This window comes from Metabacillus sp. 22489 (genome assembly GCF_052044855.1).
Lineage (GTDB): Bacteria > Bacillota > Bacilli > Bacillales > Bacillaceae > Metabacillus > Metabacillus niabensis.
Genome location: NZ_JBQENT010000015.1, coordinates 1 through 17,940 on the forward strand (window position 1 = coordinate 1; position 17,940 = coordinate 17,940).

The 17,940-nt window shown below is 35.6% G+C and carries 14 protein-coding genes; all 14 read left to right on the forward strand.

The genetic code is table 11. The features are described 5' to 3' along the window. Positions 1–251 precede the first annotated feature (251 nt). Complete coding sequence (locus tag ACTJJ9_RS10855) at positions 252–1,256, forward strand: substrate-binding domain-containing protein (protein WP_145581778.1); 1,005 nt, start codon at positions 252–254, stop codon at positions 1,254–1,256. Between the two features lie 27 nt (positions 1,257–1,283). Beyond that, complete coding sequence (locus ACTJJ9_RS10860) at positions 1,284–3,077, forward strand: cache domain-containing sensor histidine kinase (protein ID WP_145581779.1); 1,794 nt, start codon at positions 1,284–1,286, stop codon at positions 3,075–3,077. A gap of 24 nt (positions 3,078–3,101) precedes the next feature. Then, a complete protein-coding gene (locus ACTJJ9_RS10865) occupies positions 3,102–4,313 on the forward strand; it encodes a response regulator transcription factor (protein ID WP_145581780.1) in 1,212 nt (403 codons plus the stop codon). Positions 4,314–4,632: 319 nt separating this feature from the next. Beyond that, a complete protein-coding gene (locus ACTJJ9_RS10870; protein WP_145581781.1) occupies positions 4,633–5,463 on the forward strand; it encodes a glycerophosphodiester phosphodiesterase in 831 nt (276 codons plus the stop codon). Between the two features lie 366 nt (positions 5,464–5,829). Next, positions 5,830–6,876, forward strand: a complete 1,047-nt coding sequence (chvE, locus tag ACTJJ9_RS10875; RefSeq protein WP_249922068.1) for a multiple monosaccharide ABC transporter substrate-binding protein — start codon at positions 5,830–5,832, stop codon at positions 6,874–6,876. Between the two features lie 22 nt (positions 6,877–6,898). After that, a complete protein-coding gene (gene mmsA / locus ACTJJ9_RS10880; protein ID WP_440768658.1) occupies positions 6,899–8,434 on the forward strand; it encodes a multiple monosaccharide ABC transporter ATP-binding protein in 1,536 nt (511 codons plus the stop codon). Between the two features lie 5 nt (positions 8,435–8,439). Next, a complete protein-coding gene (mmsB, locus tag ACTJJ9_RS10885; RefSeq protein ID WP_145581784.1) occupies positions 8,440–9,645 on the forward strand; it encodes a multiple monosaccharide ABC transporter permease in 1,206 nt (401 codons plus the stop codon). A 600-nt stretch (positions 9,646–10,245) separates the two neighbouring features. Next, a complete protein-coding gene (locus ACTJJ9_RS10890; protein ID WP_145581785.1) occupies positions 10,246–11,376 on the forward strand; it encodes a GntR family transcriptional regulator in 1,131 nt (376 codons plus the stop codon). A gap of 65 nt (positions 11,377–11,441) precedes the next feature. Then, positions 11,442–12,665, forward strand: coding sequence for a sn-glycerol-1-phosphate dehydrogenase (locus ACTJJ9_RS10895; RefSeq protein WP_145581786.1), 1,224 nt, complete (start codon positions 11,442–11,444; stop codon positions 12,663–12,665). Then, entirely contained in the window at positions 12,655–13,371 is a 717-nt protein-coding gene (locus tag ACTJJ9_RS10900; RefSeq protein ID WP_145581787.1) for an HAD family hydrolase, read from the forward strand. Before ACTJJ9_RS10895 ends, ACTJJ9_RS10900 begins: the two co-directional genes overlap by 11 nt. Before the next feature lie 11 nt (positions 13,372–13,382). Next, positions 13,383–14,075: a DUF624 domain-containing protein gene (locus ACTJJ9_RS10905; protein ID WP_145581788.1), complete on the forward strand. Its 693-nt coding sequence runs from the start codon at positions 13,383–13,385 to the stop codon at positions 14,073–14,075. Positions 14,076–14,522: 447 nt separating this feature from the next. Then, a complete protein-coding gene (locus ACTJJ9_RS10910; protein ID WP_145581829.1) occupies positions 14,523–15,848 on the forward strand; it encodes a sugar ABC transporter substrate-binding protein in 1,326 nt (441 codons plus the stop codon). 114 nt (positions 15,849–15,962) lie between these two features. Next, a complete protein-coding gene (locus tag ACTJJ9_RS10915; RefSeq protein ID WP_145581789.1) occupies positions 15,963–16,856 on the forward strand; it encodes a carbohydrate ABC transporter permease in 894 nt (297 codons plus the stop codon). A gap of 33 nt (positions 16,857–16,889) precedes the next feature. Continuing rightward, complete coding sequence (locus ACTJJ9_RS10920) at positions 16,890–17,777, forward strand: carbohydrate ABC transporter permease (RefSeq protein ID WP_145581790.1); 888 nt, start codon at positions 16,890–16,892, stop codon at positions 17,775–17,777. Positions 17,778–17,940 lie beyond the last annotated feature (163 nt).

Genomic DNA, 17,940 nt, shown 5'->3' on the forward strand with positions numbered 1-17,940 from the left:
TCAGTATTATTGTTTCTTGTCATCATTATCCATCACCTCTAAAATATCTATTAATAAATATTTTAAATAAAAAAAGACTGTATGCAAACTCGATTTTATCGAGTTTGTCTACAGTCTGACCCTTTCCTTAATAGGAAAGGGTTTTTAGGTTATTCCCTTACAAATCTCTTATTGCTACAATAAGGGAATGAACGAGTAACTATACATGTGTATAATGAAAACTAAAAAGGTAGTAATAGAGGTGTCGACAAGTGAAAAAGCTTTTAATCGTATATGCACTTTTATTTTTCCTATTTTTTCTTTATGTTTATGCCTATCACTTAAAGCAACCTCTAACAAGTCTTTTCCGTCCAGAGCAGACTGAATTGAATGATAACGGAAGGGAATATGTGATGGTTACGTTTCAGGCAGGGATTGATTATTGGAAAAATGCGATAAAAGGATTTGAGGATGCAGCAAATGAATTAGATGTATCGACGGAATATCGCGGGGCAACACAGTATGACTCACATGAGCAAATTACTGTCCTTGAACAGGTAATTGCTAAAAAGCCAGCAGGTATTGCGATTTCTGCAATAAATCCTCATGAATTAAATACAACAATTAACAAAGCTGTTGAAGCAGGGATTCCTGTTGTTTTATTCGATTCAGATGCTCCAAGGAGTAAGGCTTTTTCCTTTTTAGGTACAAATAATTTCTCGGCTGGTGAAACCGGTGCACATAAAATGGCTGAATTACTAGGTAGGAAAGGAAAGGTTGGGGTCATAACCTTGCCAAATCAGCTAAATCATAAGGAAAGAACAGATGGTTTCGTCGAAACAATTGAAAAGCAATATCCAAATATGGAGGTAGTGGCGATTAAAGATGGTAAAGGCGATCAGCTTCAATCGGAAAAGGCCGCATCGGAAATAATCAAGGATTATCCTGAAATAAAAGGTATTTTTACAACAGAGGCAAATGGTGGGGTAGGCATTGCTAATGCAAAAAAATCGACAAACAAAGGCAATGACATAAAGATTATTAGCTTTGATACGGATAAGCAAACGCTTGATAAAATTCATGAGGGGGATATTTCTGCATCACTCGCGCAAGGAACATGGAATATGGGCTATTGGTCATTACAGTTTCTTTATCAATATAATCAAGAAATGGCATCAAACAATATAAGCAATGAAACATCGATTTTACCTAAATATGTAGATACAGGGATATCAATTGTAACAAAAGAAAATGTGGAAGACTTTTATGCAGAGTGAAATAAAACGATCGAGAGTTGAACATTCATGATCCATAGAGCATTCAAACTAAATAATTTTCCGATCAGACATAAAATCATCGCCCTATTGCTCATTATTAGTATCCTTCCTTCAATTGGTTTAGGCAGCTTAACAGGATATACGGTTGAGCGAATCATTGATAAGCAAGAAACGGAGCATACGTTACAATTAATTGATCAAGTAAATAAGAAGCTTGAATCATATGCTAGCAATATGCAAAATATAAGCTATCTTTTATCAATGGATCCGGAAATAAAAGAATTTCTTACTGAGCAAAATAGTGCTTTTACTGAGGATGAGGATTATTCGATAAGGCAATTTATGCAAGGGTTATCGACACTTTACCCAGAAGTTGCAAGCATTTTAGTCGTTAACAGTCAGGGAGAGTATATTAGTAATGATTTATACACGAGGGGAAATAAGGATCTTACGAAAGAATCTTGGTATAAGGAAGCGGTAGCAAATGAAGGGATCGTTAAAATTATCGGTCATCCAAAAGAGCGAAGCCTTGCGAGTCATGTAAATTATAAAAACAGCGAGGTTGTTACTGTTGTCCGTGCGATTATCGAGCCGGAAACTCAAAAGGTATTAGGAGTTGTATTGATCGATTTAAAATTACGCGTCATTGCAGAGGCTACAAAAAACGTGAAATTAGGAAAATCTGGCTATCTTATGGTGATTGATGAAGAAGGAGAACAAATTTATGCACCGGCCAATCCGTTAATTAACGAGGTTCCAAAGCGTTTACTAAATGTTGAGGACTCAGGATTTTTTTCCGAAGAGATAGATGGGGATAAGCTGCAATTTATCTATCAAAAGCAACCGTTTACAAATTGGACAACCGTTGGGATTTTCTCATCAAATGAATCGGTTGTTGAGGTAAGAACGATTCATCTATTCGTCATTTGCTTTGTATTTTTAGTCGTGTTATTCGGTGTGACAGCATCCTATTATCTTTCAAATTCGATGTCTCAGCCAATCGTCCAATTGATGTCTTTTATGAAAAAAGTTGAATCAGGTAATCTTGATATTCGCTATAAAGGGGACAGAGAAGATGAAATTGGGATGCTTGGACGAAGCTTTAATCTGATGATTATAAAGATAAATGAGCTACTAAAGCTAACGGAACGTCAAGAGCGGCAAAAACGAGAGGCGGAGCTCCGCAGTCTCCAAGCCCATATAAAGCCTCATTTTCTGTATAATACGTTGGATACGATTAGCTGGATGGCTAGAAAGCAAGGGGCAGTAGATGTTGCAGAAGTAGTTGCCTCATTATCTAAGCTGTTTCGCATTGGCTTAAATAAAGGAAATGACATTATCTTATTTTCAGAGGAAATTGAGCATATTAAAAGCTATTTAAAAATCCAAAAAGCAAGATATCGTGACAAATTAAATTATACGCTCGAGATAGACCCGAAAACTAATGATTTCATGATTGTGAAGCTCATACTTCAACCGATTGTTGAAAATGCTATTTATCATGGGATTAAAGAAAGAAAAGGGCCAGGACATATTCATATTGAAGCGCAGGTCTCGAACAATACATTCGTCATTACCGTGAAGGATGATGGGAAAGGTATTGAAAGTGATCGCCTGCAATTGATAAGACAAAAGTTGAACAACGTCGACACACAAAATAAACAGGGAGCAGTAGCGGATTTTGGCTATGGAATGATGAATGTTCAATCGCGTTTGAAGCTAACGTATGGTGAAGCTTATGGGATTTCAATAGATAGCGAAATTGCGAATGGAACAACTGTTACAATTGTTTTACCGATAGAAAAGGAACGACCGAAATAATCGTGTAGAGAGGAGGATTTGCCGATGAAAAAAACCGTTTGGAATGTGCTTATAGCAGACGACGAACCGATTATTCGTGAAGGAATACGCGACTCTGTCGATTGGTCTTCACTTAGTATGAATGTTATCGCTGAGGCGGAAGATGGAGAAGAGGCTTTGGAACTTTCGCTAAAATATCAGGTAGATATTTTATTAGTTGATTTAAATATGCCAATTATGAACGGCTTGAGCTTGATTAAGGAAATTCGTAACAAGCTTCCAAGCTGTAAAGTAGTGATTATTACAGGACATGATGAGTTTAAATATGCACAAGAGGCTGTTAGATTACAGGTAACAGATTATATTTTAAAGCCTGCAGATCCACTTCAGCTGAGGGAAGTACTTCTAGGGGTGAAAAAACAGCTAGAAGAATTCGTTAAACAAGATGAACTATTAAGCATTGCATCAAGCCAGCTTGCAAAAAATATGCCTTTGCTCCGTGAGAAGTTTGCTAGAGAATGGAGTGAGGGAAAACTAGAAGATGCTGAAGTTCAAAGACAGCTCAGCTTTCTTGAGCTTCCAATGGAAATCCCAAAACAGCTTGTTATGATCCATTGTCCGGAATATAGTGCAAAAAAACCTTTCCTTAATGAAAAAGAGAAAGGAATCATTCTTACTTCTATCCGAAATGAGATAACATGTCACTTAGAAGCAAAACACCATATTCTGTTTTTAGATGTGTCAGAGCGTTTTGTCGTGATTATTTGGGATGATTACCAAGAGCAAAATTGGTGCCAAATTGAACATGATCTTTATCAAGCACTTCAAATGTCTGTGAATATTGTAAAAAAGCATATTGAGGAAAGTGTCGGTTCTGTACAGGAAGTCTACCAGCTATTGAGTGATGAATTGGAAAATGAAGCAGCAATATCGCCAATCGTGAGACGAGCAAAACAGTTTATCACGGAAAATTACACAGACCCTTCGTTAACATTAGAACGTGTCGCAAGCCATCTCCACGTTTCACCTGTCTATTTAAGCCGAATAATCAAGCAGGAATTAGGCGTTTCGTTTGTCAGATTCGTTACAAATATGAGAATTCAAAAGTCAATTGAATTATTGAATCAAACAGATATGCCAATCGTTGAAATTGCTGAAATGGTTGGATATGATACCCAGCATTATTTTAGTACCGCTTTCAAAAAGGTAACTGGGGTATCTCCGATTAAGTATCGGAAGCAAAATATGATGCTATAGCTTGAAAGGCTAAATCTAATAGATTTAGTCTTTTGATTTTTTTAAACTATATATATCTTTGATGTTCTAAAACGACTTAGTATCTAAAAGGTTTATAGAGGGGCTCACATATTCAGAAATCATAAGTCATAGGTATAATGGCGTAGAGACGTCTATTTCGATTCTATTAAATCGATAAAAAATTTGTAAATAAAATTAAGGAATTAGATGGAATTTTGTTAACATAATCTTCATCAATCTTTAAATATTTCTACTAACTAGCTCAACATACTATTTCTAGAATTAATTTGTACACAATATAGAATAGGAGATGAAGAAAATGAGCAAAAAATTATTAGTAGGTGCAGGGGTTGCTTTTTCATTATTATTCGGCTCGTTCAATCAAGCTTTTGCAGAAAGTCCAACAGTTGGCGAAAGAAAACAGGTGGATAATGTAGCACACCGTGGAGCAACAGGTTATGCACCTGAAAATACAATTGCTGCATTTGATTTAGCTGTTGAGATGAAAGCCGATTATATTGAAATCGATGTGCAAAGAAGTAAAGATGGCAAATTAGTATTAATCCATGACACGACAGTCGATCGGACAACAGATGGAACAGGAAAAGTTGGCGATTTAACATTTGATCAGCTAAGAAGTCTTGATGCGGGTAGCTGGAAAGGAGAACAATTTGTTGGAGAGCAAATCCCAACATTTGAAGAGATATTAGAGCGTTACCATGGGAAGGTTGGAATTTTAATAGAATTAAAGGCTCCAGAGCTTTATCCTGGAATTGAAGAGCAAGTAGCAAAGGCATTAAAGGAACGAAATCTAGATAAGCCACAAAACGAAAAAATCATTATACAGTCTTTTAATTTTGAATCGATGAAAAAGGTAAACGACCTTCTTCCTAAGGTTCCAGTTGGTGTATTAACTTCTAACAGAGCAGATACAACAACAGAAGCATTACAAGAATTTTCTACTTATGCAGATTGGTTTAACCCAAGCTATGGTATTGTTACAGAAGAATTAGTGAATCAAGTTCATTCTCTTGGTATGAAAATTGGCTCATGGACGGTAAGAAGTCAAGAAGCAGCAGACTTTCTTTTTGAAATGAATGTTGATGCAATTATTACTGATTATCCTGATTATGTAGATCCACGAAATTAATATTATTGTGAAAGGGGTAGCTGCTACCCTTTTTGTATTTAAAGGAAATTAGGATAGATAAAATGAATGTAGGAAACGAGCTTAGCGAAGATATTCTCTAAGCCTTTTTGCCGTTGAACTCACGATTTAATGATTTTTACAAAAAAAGTAATGAAAGCGTTTAAATAAAAGTTAATTTTTTATAAAAATAGTTATTTTATTGAAAAGACCTACTATTTTTTTGATGGTATATTTTTAGTAATTTCTTAACAGCTTTATTGATTAGCAAAATGATAGCACTTACATTAAAGCGAGATCTTTTGCTAGTTAAGGAGAAAGGGGGAGGCACACGTGAAAAAGAAATCGTTTACATTATTCTTAGTATTTATCTTACTTATTGCCTTATCAGGCTGTGGGATAGATGAGGTGAATGGTGAAACAAAGGGGTATATTGGTATTTCAATGCCTACGAAATCATCTGAGAGATGGGTCAATGATGGCGAAAACATGAAAAGATTATTTGAAGAGCTAGGGTATAAAACAGATTTACAGTATGCGGAGGATGTTATCGAAAATCAGACAGCACAAATCGAAAATATGATTACAAAAGGTGTTGATGTTCTCGTTATTGCACCGATTGATGACCGTTCTGGTATGACAAGTGTTTTAGAACGTGCTAACAAACGCGGAATAAAGGTTATCTCTTATGACCGTTTAATTCAACATAGCGAGTATGTCGACTATTATGCAACATTTGATAATTTCAAGGTTGGAGTTTTACAAGGAACTTATATCGAAGAAAAGCTAGGCTTAAAGGAAAAGGATGGTCCGTTTAATATCGAAATCTTTGCCGGTTCTCCTGATGATAATAATGCTTACTTCTTTTTTGATGGAGCGATGTCAGTTCTTGAACCTTATATTAAATCAGGCAAGCTAGTCGTAAGAAGTAATCAAACAAAGTTTAATCAAGGAGCTACATTAAGATGGGATGGAGCACTTGCACAATCACGGATGGATAATTTACTTAGTGCATATTACTCATCAGAACGAGTTGATGCTGTTCTTTCACCATATGATGGAATAAGCATTGGAGTCATTTCCTCATTAAAAGGTATTGGCTATGGAAGTGCTGAAAAGCCGATGCCTGTCATAACAGGACAGGATGCTGAGCTTGCATCAATCAAATCGATTATTAATAAACAACAAACACAAACCGTTTTTAAAGATACACGTGAACTAGCTAAGAAGGCTGTAGAAATGGCGGATTCACTTCTGAATGGAAAAGAAGCGGAGGTAAATGATACGGAAACATATCATAACGGGAAAAAAATCGTTCCTGCTTATCTTTTAAACCCAGTTTCTGTTGACATTACAAACTATGAGTCTGTTTTAGTAGATAGTGGCTATTATACGAAGGAGCAGCTTGGACAATAAGGGAGAGTAGGTGAATGAAAAGATGTCAAACATCATATTAGAAATGCGAAACATTACAAAAGAATTTCCCGGGGTAAAAGCTCTCGATAATGTTAATTTAAAGGTCCGCGAAGGAGAAATCCATGCGTTATGTGGAGAAAACGGGGCAGGGAAATCAACTTTAATGAAGGTATTAAGCGGTGTTTATCCTTATGGTACGTATACAGGAGATATTCTCTTTCAAAATCAAGTATGTACGTTTAAGGATATTAAGCAGAGTGAGGAATTTGGTATCGTCATTATCCATCAGGAATTGGCGTTAATCCCAGAGCTATCGATTGCAGAAAATATTTTTCTCGGTAATGAAATTGCTAAAAGCGGTGTAATTAATTGGAATGTAACAACGATGAAAACGAGAGAGTTGCTGAAAAAAGTTGGCTTGGAGGAATCACCTAATACAAAAGTAGATTCGATTGGGGTTGGAAAGCAGCAGCTAGTAGAAATAGCAAAGGCATTATCGAAGGAAGTAAAGCTGCTTATCCTTGATGAACCAACTGCTTCGTTAAATGAAGATGATAGCGAAAATTTATTGAATCTACTATTAGCGTTTAAAGAGCAAGGGATGTCAGCAATTATTATCTCTCATAAATTAAATGAAATTGAGAAGGTTGCTGATTCAATAACAATTATTCGCGATGGCCAAACAATTGAAACATTGGATGTGAAAAAAGATAAGGTCAATGAGGATCGAATTATTAAAGGGATGGTTGGAAGAGATTTAACAAATCGTTATCCAGAGCGAACACCAAAAATCGGGAAGACAATATTTGAAGTGAAAAATTGGAATGTGTACCACCCGTTACACACTGAACGAAAGGTCATTGACGATGTGAACCTTCATATTCGCCAAGGAGAGATTGTTGGGATAGCAGGACTAATGGGAGCAGGGCGAACAGAGCTAGCAATGAGTATTTTTGGTAAAACGTACGGGAAAAAGATAAGTGGAGAAATCATTAAGGATGGGAAGCAGGTAGAAATACCTGATGTTGCAACAGCAATCGATAATGGCTTAGCCTATGTTTCTGAGGACCGAAAAGGAAACGGTTTAATTTTAATCGATGATATTAAACAAAATATTTCACTCCCGAACCTTAATAAAATTTCGAAAAACTTTATCTTAGATAGAAATAAGGAAATTTCAGTAGCTGAAGAATATCGTAAAAAGCTGAGAATTAAAACACCAAGTATTTTTCAAAAGGCAGGAAATCTTAGCGGTGGGAACCAGCAAAAAATTGTTCTTAGTAAATGGATTTATTCTGAGCCTGATATCTTAATTTTAGATGAGCCAACACGAGGAATCGATGTTGGGGCAAAATATGAGATTTACACGATCATCAATGAGTTAGTGAGTGAGGGTAAAGGAATTTTAATGATTTCGTCAGAGCTTCCTGAGCTATTAGGGATGTGTGATCGAATTTATACGTTAAATGAAGGTAGGATCACCGGTGAAGTGACAAGAGCGGAAGCAAATCAAGAAGTTCTAATGACTTATATGACTAAAAGTAAGGTAAGGGGGTAATTTTCATGCAAACACCAATTCAAAACAATCAACCTAGTTTAGGCAATGAATCTCCTTTTAAATCATTGCTCCGCAATAATATGAGACAATATAGTATGATTATTGCTTTAGTATTCATTATGGTTCTTTTCGAGATTTTAACAAATGGACTGTTGTTGAAACCTTTAAATATTACGAATTTGATTTTACAAAATAGCTATATATTAGTTTTAGCTGTCGGAATGGTATTGGTTATTATAACGGGGCATATTGACTTATCGGTCGGATCAGTTGCAGCCTTTGTTGGGGCGGTTGCGGCCATTCTAATGGTAAATTATGAAATGCCAATGTTTGTTGCGGTTATCGTATCATTATTAGTCGGTGCATTGATTGGAGCTTGGCAAGGCTTTTGGATAGCTTATGTAAAAATCCCAGCATTTATCGTAACGTTAGCTGGTATGCTTCTCTTTAGAGGCTTAACAATGATTGTCCTAGAAGGAAAATCAATTGCTCCATTTCCGGAATCATTCCAAAAGATAAGCTCTGGATTTATTCCTGATATTGGTGGTGCCTCATCCTTACATCTATTAACAATTATCATTGGTATTGTGTTATCTGTCATCATTATCATTACTCAGCTGAGAGCTAGAAGCACACAAGTAAAATACCAATTTGATGTTCAGCCAAAAGGATTGTTTATTTTAAAGCTTATCGGTATGGTTGCCGTGTTAAATGTATTCACATATGTTCTAGCTGCATATGAAGGAATTCCAAATATTTTAATCATCTTAGCGATATTAATTGTCCTTTATACATTTATTACGAATAAAACCAAAGCTGGTAGACATGTCTATGCAATTGGTGGAAATGAGAAGGCTGCTCAATTGTCAGGGATTAAAACAAAACGGATGACATTTTGGGTATTTGTGAATATGGGTGTTTTATCTGCATTATCAGGCTTACTTTTTGCAGCCCGTTTAAATGCGGCTACACCAAAAGCTGGTAACCTATTTGAACTTGATGCCATTGCAGCTTGCTTTATTGGAGGAGCATCTGCTTACGGTGGAATAGGAACTGTACCTGGAGCAATTATTGGTGGTCTCGTTATGGGGATTATGAATAACGGGATGTCCTTATTAGGTTTAGGTGTTGACTGGCAACAAGGAATTAAAGGGTTAGTTTTATTAGCAGCTGTTGCATTCGATATTTATAATAAAAACAAAGCAGCATAACGTCTGTTAATAAGTACGGATTATCGAAATGAGTTGACTAATAAGTAGTCAACTCATTTTTGTAAATGGAAAGAGAAGTTATTCTGAAAATAGTATAGGTGATAAAGTGAACTTGTTTGCATCTTTATATTGATCAATTGGACAAGCTTATATTTGTAATTAATAATAAAAAGGTAAAAATTTATATAAAATCATTGCGAACGATTGCTATGATTGTTTTTTACCGTGGAACGTACATGTGTATTTCGCATATGTCTAGCCTATCGAGTCCAAGCCGCATCAGAATTGATGAAAGAACACCTTCATTTCTTATGCGTATTAAGCTTGTCAGGACTGACCAAGGCACTTCCGCTTTTCGGGATGTCTAGCTCCAGTGCCTAGCCCCTCGAGGTCATAAGCCACAAAAGAATTGAAGATATAGAGCATCTTCATTTCTTTTGTGTCTTATGCTTGTCGGGGCTAAGCGAGGCACTTCCGCTTTTCGGAATAAATAGTTGATAGAAGAAAGAATCTTTTAAAAATCTCAATTCTTAGTGTATAATGTTTTTAGTTGTACGAATAAGTTAAATTCGTAACATACAAGCTGAAAGTGGTGACATAATGGCTCAACAAACAAAAGCAAGCATGGTTAAAAATCAAATAAAAGAATGGATAGATGAAGGAAAGGTTTTACCTGGAGAAAAAATATATTCGGAAAATGAGCTAGTAAAAATGTTCGAAGTAAGTCGACATACGGTGAGGCAGGCTGTTGGAGACTTAGTTCATGAAGGCTGGTTATATCGTGAGCAAGGGGCAGGTACATTTGTATCGAACCGACGTGAACAAATCCAAATTCAGCCAGTAAGCTCGACAGGAAAAAATATTGGTGTTATTACAACCTATATTTCTGATTATATTTTCCCATCAATTATTAAAGGAATTGAATCATACCTATCATCACATGGCTACTCATTAACATTTGCGTGTACGGATAATGATCCTGAAAAGGAAAAGCAATGTTTAGAAGCGATGTTAAGCCGAAATATTGATGGCTTAATCGTAGAACCAACAAGAAGTAGTAGCTATAATCCAAACCTTCATTATTATCTTGAAATGGAACAAAACCAAATTCCCTATTTAATGATCAATCAATATTATCCACAATTAAATCCTCCTAATATAATTCTTGATGATGAAAAAGGCGGTTTTATCGCAACGGACCATTTAATAAAACTTGGTCATACGAAAGTTATCGGGATTTTTAAAAGTGACGATAATCAAGGGTTAAACCGGATGCAAGGCTTTATTAGAGCATTTCGTGAAAATAATATTCAGTTTTTCCCAGAAATGATTGTTACGTATACAACTGAGGAAAAAGAAGGATCATATCTTCAAAAATTGAAGGATATACTCGTTTCAGACGAGAAACCGACGGGAATTGTTTGTTACAATGATGAAATTGCCATTAAAGTGCTAAATGTATTAAGGGATCTTGAAATTAAAGTGCCTGAGGAATTGTCAATTGTTGGGTATGATGATTCTTATTTAGCAGAGGCAAGTGAAATAAAGTTAACATCTGTTACTCATCCAAAGATGGATATGGGAATTGAAGCAGCGAAGTGGATCGTATCTGCAGTTGAAAATGGTGATTGGGAGGAAACGAGACAAAAGGTTTACGAACCCGAAATTGTCATAAGAAATTCTACAAGTGCCATTTCTAAAAATTCTAATGAATCGAAGTATGTTATTTAAGGGAATTTGAAGCAGAAACATACTTTTGGCTGTTGAATTGAACAGAGAAAAAGGAGGAATTTTTAATGCTTTCAGTAACTGAGCTTTCAAATCTTGCCAAGGATTGTTCATGTGGTAACGATCATTTTGAGTGTACAATTGAGGAAATTGTCGTTAGTCATGATGCTTTAGAACAAGCAAGTTCATACATGAGAAGCAAGTCATATCGCAAAGTTTCCATTGTAGCAGATAAGATTACATTTAATGTTGCGGGGCAAAAGCTATCAGATGCGTTAAATGCATCTAATGTAAAAACTGAAGTCGTTTTGATTCAGCCGAATGAACAAGGTGATGTAATCGCAAATGAAATCGCACTTATTGAAGCGATGTTAGGGATATCACAGGATTCTGAGGTTGTCATTGCAGTAGGCTCTGGTACAATTCATGATATTACGAGGTTTTCCAGCTTTAAAATGGGGAAACCATTCATTTCTGTTCCGACAGCCCCTTCTGTTGACGGGTTTAATTCAATGGGTGCTCCTGTAGTCATTAAAGGGGTAAAAACAACGTATCAAATGCAGTCCCCAATTGCGATTTTTGCGGATTTGACGATTTTAAAAGAAGCGCCACAGGAAATGATTGCTGCTGGTTTTGGTGACATGCTAGCAAAATTCACCTCGCTTGCTGATTGGAGGTTCTCACATTTAACGGCAGGTGAACCATATTGTTCTTTATCAGCATCGATAACCGAGGCATCGTTAAAAAAATGCGTCGACAATGTAGATCTCATTGCAGCAGCAAATGAAGAGGGAATTCGAATTTTAATCGAATCACTTATAGAGTCAGGATTAGCGATGCTGTTAGTTGGTCATTCATCACCAGCATCAGGAGGAGAACACCATTTGTCACATTATTGGGAAATGGAATTTTTAAAACAAGACAAGCCGCAAGTCCTCCATGGAGCAAAGGTTGGAGTGTCAACACAGCTAATTTTGAAGCTTTATAAAAATGATGTGAAAGACTTAATAAGCAATTCTACGAGATTAGCAGAATTAAAGGATAAGCAAAAGGAAATCATTTCAGCAATTTTAGAAAAGCAAGAAGAGATCCAGAAGGTAATCGATTCTTTACCAAATGCAGATACTGTAGGGGATTTACTAAAGAAGGTAAAAGGACCTACGCAGCCGTCTGATTTAAAAATTGATGCTGAGCTTGTTCAAAATAGCTTAAACGAGGCGCATTTATTAAGAAATCGTTATACAATGCTTAAATTTTGGAATGAGCTTGTAGGTACACATCATGCTGTATAATCTTCCAGATGCAGAAGCGATATTTTTCGATTTAGACGATACATTGTATGACCAATTATTGCCTTTTCAATCTGCTCTTAAATACGCGAAACTACAAATAGACCCAGCAAATTATGAGGTTATTTATAAAAGAGTGCGTTTTTACAGTGATTTGCTTTGGAAGTCATATACGAAAGGTGAATTGACCCTAGAGCAGGTTCGGAGCGAAAGATTAAAATGCGCTCTTCGAGAATTCGAAATAGATCTTTCAAATGAACAAGCAATAGAAATTCAAGAACGTTACCAATATGAACAAAAAGTTATTGAGTTATTTCCACATGTGAAATCAATTATTAAAGAGCTGCAAAATCAAGATAAAGTTGTTGGAATTATCACGAATGGACCAGTAGAACATCAAATGTCAAAAATAATAGCATTGCAACTTGACCGTATCATTTCAAATGAACTCATCTTTATCTCTGATGGCATCGGTCTGACAAAGCCAGACAAGAGGGTATTTGAATATGTTCAAAAACAGGTGAAAATATCAGCAGGAAAATGTCTATATATTGGCGATACATGGGAAAATGATATCGCACCACCAATTGAAGCGGGGTGGAAATCGATTTGGTTTAATTACCGAAATCGTAAGCCGCAATCACATCATCAACCTTCATTGGTTATTAAGGAATATGATGAGATCATTAAGAAAATCTTAAGTAGATAGAAGGGACAGATATGCAATCGACATCAGTTTTTGAAGGGATTTTTAAACTATTAGAATGGTTTACACGTTTCGCGTTAACTAATTTTTTATGGGTATTGTTTAATTTGCCGATTAGCTTTTTTGTCTTTACAATTTTGTTAACAGACGATGTCCCATTTATCGTTATGAATCTTCTATTCATAGCGGTTTTAGCCCCGTTTTTGTTTTTCCCAGCTACATCTGCTATGTTCGGTGTTGTGAGAAAGTGGATTATCGGTGAACATGATTTTTCAATTATTAAACAGTATTGGACATTATACCGTGAAAACTATGGAAAGAGTTTACTAGGCGGGCTTATCCTTGTACCACTTTGGGCGATCGGAATTGCGGATATTGCCTTTTTAGTTAAACAAAACATATATGTAACAATCATTTTATTAATGATTTTACTTTTGCTTTTCATTTTTACAACGTATTTCTTTGCTGTGATTGTTCACCATAATATCAAGTTGTTCCCTGCTTTTAAACAAGCCTTGATATTTATGATTATCCACCCAGGGAAAAGCTTAATCGTTGGAATTATGAATTTGGCAATTCTTTATCTTTGCTTAACAAAATTAACCTTTTTAATGCCATTTCTAATGGGTGTGGCAATCGCGTATTTCGCCTTTTTTAGTTATTATGCTAAATTTAAAACGGTTCAACAGTTAAAAAGAGAAAATTAAACTAAGAGAATGATTCAAGAGTTACGTAACAGATGTACTTTTGAAGCATTCTCTTTTTTTGATCTGTTGTTTCCCTTGAGTATTTTAGGAGTGGAATTCAGGACTTACGAGGAAGCAACTATTCTAGATGATAATTAGAAAAAACAGTTTAATTAAAGTGTCAATTGAAATTTGTTAAGAGAATAAATCCTTACAGGTTTAAAGGCGGAAAATCAATAGATGTACGTACATATAGATCGACATATTTTTTACATGTACTTATTTTTAAAAAAAGTTGTTGACATGTACGAACAGGTATAATACTATTGATTTAAAGAAGCGCTTACATAACAATTTGTAAAAATATAGACAAGATTCTACAAATTGCTGCGTAAGGCTCTTATCTAACAAATAAGCTTTGGGGGGATTAAATTGTTTAAAAAATCAAAGAAGAAGCTAAGCAAATTAATGTTTTTAGCAGCTCTCGTTGTAGTGTTAGCTGGAGTACTAAGCGCATGTGGCAGTAAAGATAGTTCTGGAGGAGAAGGTGGCACTAAAAATTTAACTTTCATGTTTAGTGGACAACCTCATGAACAAACTGCCTATAAAAATGTAGTAAAGAAATTTGAAGAAGCAAATCCTGGCGTAAAAGTAAAAGTAGTAGTAACAACTGGTGATCAATACGATACGAAATTACAAGCAGCAATTGCTGGTAAGAGTGTACCTGATGTATTCTTCTACAATCCTGGTAACTTAAAAGCATATGTTAACTCTGGTGTATTAAAGGATATCACTAAGGATGTTGAAGGATCAGAACAAGTTAAAAGCATTTGGGAAGCTGGTATTAACAAATATCGATATGATGGAGAAACAGCTGGTGTAGGCGCGATTTATGGTTTACCGAAAGACTTAGGACCATTTGCACTTGGTTATAACAAAACAATGTTCGAAGAGGCTGGTATCGAATTACCAGATCCGGACAAGCCATACACACTTGAAGAGTGGTTAGAAGTTAACAAGCAGTTAACAAAGGATAACAATGGTGATGGAAAGCTTGACCAATGGGGAACTGGATTAAATGTTAACTGGTCATTACAACCATTTGTTTGGAGTAATGGTGCTGACTGGTTAGATGAAACACATACAAAAGTAACAGTAGATGACCCTAAATTCATTGAAGCATTACAATTTTTCGCTGATTTACAAAACGTTCACGGTGTAACACCTTCTATTGCTGAGGGACAAACACTTGATACGTACCAACGTTTCATGCAAGGACAAATTGGTTTCTTCCCAGTTGCTCCTTGGGACTTAGCAGCATTTAAAGATTTAAAATTTGAATTTGATTTACTTCCATGGCCTGTTGGTTCAACTGGAGAAACAAGTGCTTGGATTGGTTCATTAGGAATTGGTGTATCTGCAAAAACAAAGCACCCTGAATTAGCTACAGAGCTTGCTTTATATTTATCAGCTGATGAAGAAGGACAACAAGCATTAGTTGACCAACAAGTTCAAGTACCAAATAACACTAAAGTAGCAGAAGAATGGGCTAATGATACTTCAATCAAGCCTGCAAATAAGAAAGAATATTTACAAATCATTAGCGAATACGGTCGTGATTTACCAACAAACTTCACTTACACTGGTGAATGGTATGATGAATTCTTCAAAAATATTCAACCTGTCTTAGACGGTAAGAAAACTGCTGAAGAATATGTAAAAGAAGCTCAACCTAAAATGCAAGAATTATTAGACAAATCAATTCAACAAGAGGAAACAGCTAAAAAGAAATAACCTGTTAATGAATTGTGGTGCTAGAGTAATAGGCTAGCACCCTCTTAACTTATTAACTCTCTACTAGTAGTTAAGGTTTAACTCGTAGCCTTTTAAGAGAAATGGGGAGAAGAAATGAAAACATCAACTTCAAAGTTATATCGTAGTGAGCGAAGAAATGCTTATATTTTTATTGCTGCACCTGTTATTGGATTTTTAGTTTTTACATTAGCTCCAGCACTTTATTCCATTTATGGCTCATTTACTAACTGGGACGGTTTAGGTCAAATGACGTGGATTGGCTTACAAAACTATATTGACCTGTTAACAGATGAGTCCTTCCATAAAGCATTGTACAATACTGTATTTATGATGCTAGGAATTCCAATCGGTTTAGTTTTAGCGCTATTACTTGCAATCGGTTTAAACCGCGGCATACCTGGTACTCAAGTATTTAGAACAATATATTATATCCCTGTTATTTCATCGATTGCGGCAGTCGCAATTTTATGGCAGTTTGCGTATAACGGTGACTTCGGTTTAGTAAACCAATTTTTAGCTATCTTCGGAATCGACGGTCCTAGCTGGTTAATGAATAAAGACACAGTAAAACCAGCCTTAATTTTAATGACTGTATGGAAAGGCTTAGGATACAGTATGCTTTTATATTTAGCGGCATTACAAAGTGTTCCGAAAACTTATTACGAGGCTGCTAAATTAGATGGTGCAAATGCTTTCCAAGTATTCAAAAATATTACTCTACCAATGGTAAAACCTGTTACATTCTTCATCGTTGTTACAAACATCATCGGAGGGGCACAGCTCTTTACAGAGATCAATGTTATGACACCTACTGGTGGTCCAGAGTTTTCTTCAGCAACTGCTGTATTCTATATTTGGCAAAAGGCTTTTGGAAACTTTGAAATGGGTTATGGTTCTGCAATGGCTGTCGTATTAGGAATATTCATCTTTATCGTAACGTTAATTCAATTTAGAGTGAACGAAAAACAATCATACGATCTTGATTAATCGACGCTTTTGCATGAGAAAGGAGTGGTAGAAATGGAAGCAGTAGTAGAAAAGAAAACCGAACCAACAGTAAAATATAAATCTTTAAAACAAACAGAACGAATAACAAACATTATTATTTTCGTCGTTTTAACAATCGGTGCAATATTTATGATCGCACCATTAATTTGGATGGTTGCTACCTCATTTAAAAACATTCAAGAGGTATATGCATTGCCTCCAGTTTGGATCCCAGAATCATTTGATCCGATTAAATACAAAGAAATTTGGGAAAAGGGTCCGCTTTTAAGTGGGATTAAAAACAGCTTAATTATCGCATTGTCAGTAACGGTTATTGGTACATTTACGTCAGCCTTAGCTGCATTTGCGTTTGGTAAATTGAATTTCCCGTTTAAAAATCAACTGTTCTTATTGCTTTTAACAGCAATGATGATTCCATATCCAGTTGTAATGATTCCACAGTTTATGATTTTTACACAAATTGGCTGGGTCGATACATTATTGCCACTTATTGTTCCTGGGCTATTCGGAAATATTATGATGATTTTCTTCTTAAGGCAGTATTTAACAAGTATTCCGAACTCAGTAATTGAAGCAGCAAAAATTGATGGATGCTCATACTTTAAGATTTTCTATCGTATTATTTTCCCATTAGTAAGACCTGCTGTTGCTGCACAATTGATTTTATGGTTTATGGCAATATGGAATGATTATTTAGCGCCAATTTTATATTTAAACTCACCGGAAAAACAAACATTACAAATTGTTATTGCGAACTTTAATGCTACCTATGCCATTCAAAGTGATTTCCCACTAATTATGGCTGCATCTGTTGTATCGTTATTACCAATGTTAATTGTATTTATCGTCTTCCAAAAGCAAATAATCGAATCTGTTGCGATTTCAGGTGTCAAAGGATAATGCTAGGAAGCTAAAGCAATTACAGCGATACACGAAAAAACAAATACATGTGGCGGTTTAAGGTAAACTAGCTAGCCTAATCTATTTCGATAACTAGAATGGGCTAGCTAGTTTACCGGATTCCTGCCACTTTTTGTTTAATCGCGAAAAGGCTGTCTCTTGT

What these genes read in the sequence shown, in the direction of transcription:
- mmsA (WP_440768658.1), top strand. Translation starts at nt 6,899, where the DNA reads ATGTCAAACATCATATTAGAAATGCGAAACATTACAAAAGAATTTCCC.
- ACTJJ9_RS10865 (WP_145581780.1), top strand. Translation starts at nt 3,102, where the DNA reads ATGAAAAAAACCGTTTGGAATGTGCTTATAGCAGACGACGAACCGATT.
- ACTJJ9_RS10900 (WP_145581787.1), top strand. Translation starts at nt 12,655, where the DNA reads ATGCTGTATAATCTTCCAGATGCAGAAGCGATATTTTTCGATTTAGAC.
- ACTJJ9_RS10905 (WP_145581788.1), top strand. Translation starts at nt 13,383, where the DNA reads ATGCAATCGACATCAGTTTTTGAAGGGATTTTTAAACTATTAGAATGG.
- ACTJJ9_RS10920 (WP_145581790.1), top strand. Translation starts at nt 16,890, where the DNA reads ATGGAAGCAGTAGTAGAAAAGAAAACCGAACCAACAGTAAAATATAAA.
- ACTJJ9_RS10910 (WP_145581829.1), top strand. Translation starts at nt 14,523, where the DNA reads ATGTTTTTAGCAGCTCTCGTTGTAGTGTTAGCTGGAGTACTAAGCGCA.
- ACTJJ9_RS10895 (WP_145581786.1), top strand. Translation starts at nt 11,442, where the DNA reads ATGCTTTCAGTAACTGAGCTTTCAAATCTTGCCAAGGATTGTTCATGT.
- ACTJJ9_RS10860 (WP_145581779.1), top strand. Translation starts at nt 1,284, where the DNA reads ATGATCCATAGAGCATTCAAACTAAATAATTTTCCGATCAGACATAAA.
- ACTJJ9_RS10890 (WP_145581785.1), top strand. Translation starts at nt 10,246, where the DNA reads ATGGCTCAACAAACAAAAGCAAGCATGGTTAAAAATCAAATAAAAGAA.
- ACTJJ9_RS10870 (WP_145581781.1), top strand. Translation starts at nt 4,633, where the DNA reads ATGAGCAAAAAATTATTAGTAGGTGCAGGGGTTGCTTTTTCATTATTA.
- mmsB (WP_145581784.1), top strand. Translation starts at nt 8,440, where the DNA reads ATGCAAACACCAATTCAAAACAATCAACCTAGTTTAGGCAATGAATCT.
- ACTJJ9_RS10915 (WP_145581789.1), top strand. Translation starts at nt 15,963, where the DNA reads ATGAAAACATCAACTTCAAAGTTATATCGTAGTGAGCGAAGAAATGCT.